The organism is uncultured Aggregatibacter sp. (assembly GCF_901873365.1).
Lineage (GTDB): Bacteria > Pseudomonadota > Gammaproteobacteria > Enterobacterales > Pasteurellaceae > Aggregatibacter.
On record NZ_CABFLM010000099.1, the window covers coordinates 1 to 4867 of the forward strand.

At 29.9% G+C, this 4867-nt stretch carries 4 protein-coding genes; all 4 read left to right on the forward strand.

The features are described from left to right. Positions 1-327 precede the first annotated feature (327 nt). Positions 328-783, forward strand: a complete 456-nt coding sequence (locus tag QZ106_RS08725; protein ID WP_295976472.1) for a very short patch repair endonuclease — start codon at positions 328-330, stop codon at positions 781-783. After that, positions 761-1837, forward strand: a complete 1077-nt coding sequence (locus QZ106_RS08730) for a DNA cytosine methyltransferase (RefSeq protein WP_109079606.1) — start codon at positions 761-763, stop codon at positions 1835-1837. Before QZ106_RS08725 ends, QZ106_RS08730 begins: the two co-directional genes overlap by 23 nt. Further along, on the forward strand, positions 1834-3945 hold the full coding sequence (locus QZ106_RS08735) for an ATP-binding protein (protein WP_295976473.1): 2112 nt from the start codon (positions 1834-1836) through the stop codon (positions 3943-3945). Before QZ106_RS08730 ends, QZ106_RS08735 begins: the two co-directional genes overlap by 4 nt. 2 nt (positions 3946-3947) lie before the next feature. Beyond that, positions 3948-4867, forward strand: a 920-nt coding sequence (locus QZ106_RS08740) for a hypothetical protein (RefSeq protein ID WP_295976474.1), incomplete at its 3' end; no start/stop codon positions are given.

Genomic DNA, 4867 nt, shown 5'->3' on the forward strand with positions numbered 1-4867 from the left:
ATAATGAACAAGGCTGACAACCAAAATTCAACATATAGGAGAATTATTTACCCCTCGTAGCGTGCATCTTGATGCACGACCGAATCACGCACGGAACGTTATTTAACCCTTTCGGGCATTCAGGATTTCGTGCAACAAGTTGCACGCTACAATTCTTAAATTTACTTTAAATAACAATTAGTTAAACACAAGTCTTATAATATGGGTCTTTTATAAAAATTGTTGTATGACTTAGCATATTATAAACTTCAGTGAAACATTTTCTAAAAACATCGTAATCATGTATGATTTACTCTAGTACTCTTAAAAACCTGATGATTTATAAACATGACTGACATACATAGTTCTGATATAAGAAGCTATAATATGAGCAAAATAAAAAGCAGAGATACACAACCTGAGCTTCTGGTCAGACGTTTTCTATTTTCAAATGGCCTACGCTACAAACTATGTGATAGTAAGTTGCCAGGTAAACCAGATATAGTCTTACCCAAATATAAAACTGTTATTTTTGTTCATGGTTGTTTTTGGCATGGACATAGTCACTGTCATCTAGCAAAACTACCTAAAACCAGAACTGAATTTTGGACAAAAAAAATTCATGAAAATAAAATAAGAGATAAAGAAAATATTTCTCAATTAGAAAAAAATGGCTGGCAAGTTTTGCTAGTTTATGGATGTGAACTAAAAAAACAGAAAAAAGATGCAACATTAAATAACCTTTTAAATAAAATTAAAGAGTCGCTAAACAGTGAAAAAAATGAAGAAACACACACACAATAAAAATAAGTTAAAGGCAGTTGATTTTTTTTGCTCAGGTGGAGGTATGAGCTACGGGATGCAACAGGCAAATATACAAGTTATTGCAGGAATTGATTTTGATGAAAACTGTAAATCTACATATGAAGCCAATATTAATGGGGCAAAATTTATACATGCCGATATTTTTACACTTACTGAACAAGATCTAGAGGATAAATTATCACTAAAACGTAATGATGATGATCTCATTTTAATAGGATGCAGTCCTTGCCAATTCTGGAGTATTATCAATACAGATAAGACAAAATCCGCACAATCTAAAAATCTACTTATTGAATTCTCCCGTTTTGTCAAATACTTCAAACCTGGCTATATTGTTGTTGAAAATGTTCCTGGATTACTAAGGAGAAAGAAGGAGAGTGGATTAGAACAATTCATACAATGGTTAAGAGATAATGACTATAAAAGTATTCATTTTAAAATCCACAATGTTAATGACTATGGAGTAGCTCAAAATAGAAAAAGATTTACTTTAATAGCCAGTCGACTAACAGAGGAGGAAATTAGACCAATTGAAAATACAGAGAGAAAAAAAGTAGTTTATGATGTTATAGGTGTCCATAATGGATTTCCTGAAATAAAACCAGGCCATAAAGATAATACAAATTTTCTTCATACCGTACCAAATATTAGTGAAATTAATAAAAAACGCCTAAAAAAAATCAAAAAAGATGGGGGAGATAGGTTAGGTTTTGCAGATGATAAAGAATTACAGTTAAAGTGTTTTATTGGAAAAAATGACTCTTTTAAAGATACTTTTGGTCGATTATGGTGGAATAAGCCATCACCTACTATTACAACAAAATTTTTTAGCATTTCTAATGGAAGATTCGTTCATCCAGAAGAGGATAGAGCTTTGTCTATCAGAGAGGGAGCTGCTTTACAATCTTTTCCGTTAACATATGAATTTAAAGGAAATAGTATTGCTAATATAGCAAGAATGATTGGTAATGCTGTACCACCGTTATACGCTTCAGCTATAGGCAAAGCAATAATTAAGAGCCATAAAAAATGAAAGTAAATTTTTCTATATCCCCAAGAATCCTATCTCATTTAGGAGAGGATTTAATAAAAAATGAAAGTATTGCTCTATTTGAGTTAATAAAAAACTCATATGACGCTAACGCAACCTCATGTGAAATAAATTTTGATTTTTCAAACGAAGATTTAAAGTCTTTAATTATCACTGATAATGGTGATGGAATGGATATAAACATTATCAAAAACATATGGTTAGTTGTTGGTACTGATTATAAAAGAAAAGAGCTAGATAAATTTAAAAAAACTCAAGGTCAAAGAAAAAAAAGACTCCCCCTCGGGGAAAAAGGAATAGGGCGTCTCAGCGTACATAAATTAGGGAATAAAATTACATTAATTTCTAAATCAAAGAATAATAATGAAGTAAAATTATCCATAGATTGGAATCAACTCAATTCTGCACAAAAAATTGATGATTTTATTATCGAATTAACAGAGAATGAAATACCAGAGGAGTTTATAAATTCAACTGGAACTAAAATAATTATAGAAGAATTGAAAACAAATTGGGATAGAAGACAATTACGAGAAGTATATAGAAACATAACCTCACTGAATAGCCCATTCTCTGACAAATCAGATGCCTTTAATATACATATAAAAAGCAATTCTAATGTATTTGATGGGCTACCTAATTTTGAAGAAATAAAAAATAGCGCTCTATATTTTGGACGCTGTAAAATATCATCAAGTCGTATTATAGACTTTCAATATGAATTTAAGCCTTGGGACTCTCTCAGCAAAATTGAAAAAAGATCGGTCTCTATACAGGATTTATCTATTGAAGATAAAAATATAAAAAGAAAGGATAAGTCACCAATAAACTTAGACACTAGTGGAATTGGCGATATTGAATTTGATATTATAATTTTTGATACAGATGCTCAAATTTTTAACTATACAAATATCGAAAAAACCACAGTAAAAGATTATTTAAGGGAAAACGGAGGAATAAGAGTTTATAGAGATGGAGTTAGAATATATAACTATGGAGAAAAAGATAACGATTGGCTAGGAATAGACTTAAGAAGGGTTCAACGTATAGGTGGTAATGTTAGTAATAACATAATTATTGGCGCAGTTAAAATTAACCGAAATTCAAGCAATGGCTTAATTGAAAAAACTAATCGTGAAGGATTTATCGAAAACGAAAGCTACTTTGACTTTCTTGAGGCTGTTGACTACGCTTTATCTTTATTTGTAAGACAACGAAATATAGATAAGCATAGATTGGCAACTTTGTATAAAAAACACCGTTCAGTAGAGCCTGTTCTTGCAGATCTAAATGAATTAATCAGCGTTGTTGAAAAGAAAATAAAAGATAAAACCTCTAAAGATGAAATCTTAAAATATCTTTATAGAATAAACACTCAATATCATCAAGTAAAAGAGATATTAATTAAAAGTGCAAATGCCGGGTTAAATCTTGGTAGTGTTATTCATACTTTAGATAAACTACTCTCCCAATTAACTGGCTGCATCAATAGAAATGAAAAACAAAAAGCTATTGAAATATCACTTTTATTAGAAAAAATAGTACGTGGCTATTCTTCAATGTTAAAAAAATCAGATATTAGACAACACAGCCTAAGTGAAATCACATCTATTGCTCTGGATAATTATGAGTTTAGATTTCTAGATCATTCTATCAATGTTATTTCAAATTATAAAGAATCAACTCTTAATGCCTACTTAGCTAAAGCTGAGGCAATTTCTGTTCTAGCTAATTTGTTGGATAATTCTATTTACTGGGTTAGCTATTCCAAAAACAGCAAGGAGAATAGAAAAATATCAGTATTTCTCACCGATCAAATAAAAGGATATAATTCAATTATAGTATCTGATAATGGTCCTGGTTTTAATTTACCTTTAGATGTTGCTACAGAGCCATTTCAAACGGGTAAACCACATAATATTGGTTCAGGTTTAGGTCTGCATGTAGCTAAAGAAATGATGCTTGCTATGAAAGGAAAGCTCCTATTAATAGCAGATAAAAATGAAATTAACTTCCCAACACAAATACAAGAAGATAAAGTTAACAATGCTATTGTGGCTTTATGTTTTCCAACAAAAAATAAGGACTAATTATGCTAGAAGAATTTATTACAAGTGCGTTAATCATTGATGACAAAGAGGAAGAAATTAACCAATTACAAAATTTCTTAGAATCTGAGGATATATGGGTAAAACACTATACACCAGATAACTTAGACGAAAAAATCCAAAAAGAATATAAACTAAAGAATAGAAAGATAATTTTTCTTGACTTACACTTAGATGAAGATAAAGATCTAATACATAATGCATCAAAAATAAGAAAATATTTTTCTAAACTATTAGGTTGCGATTTTGGTTCATATGGCATTGTATTATGGACTAAACATACCGATGAATTCAATGAATTTAAAAATAAACTGTATGAAGATAAGAACAAATATACACTACCACTATTTATGGTAGCAATGGATAAAAGCACCTATTTAAAAACTGGGAGTTATGGCAATATACTCAAAGATCTAGAAGAAAAACTAAAAGAAGACATACCTGCATCATTCTTTATTGAGTGGAATAAAGCTGTCAAAAAAGGTTCTGACTCAACTATTACCTCATTATATAATTTATTTGACTCTATCAAAGATAAAGAAGCATATTTAGAAGTAACATTATATAACTTGGCATTAAATTATACTGGGGCACCTAGTGAAAGTATAAATGAGTATAAGCAGCATATACAAAAAGATTTAGTAAAATCTTTAATGGACAGTCTCCAACGTCACATAAACAATGCCTATCAAGACATAGACTCGTTATTTGACAAACCTCAAACTTTAACATTTAAAAGGGAGACTGATAGTGAAAATAAAAAATGCGAAATATTTTCAAAATTAAATTCAGCTTTATTAATTGACCTGGAAAACTTATCCCAAAACATTCCTTTTCCTGGGACTATGTATTACAAGGTTAAAAATAATAAAATAGATAAGGAATATTTTACTAAGTTAATAAG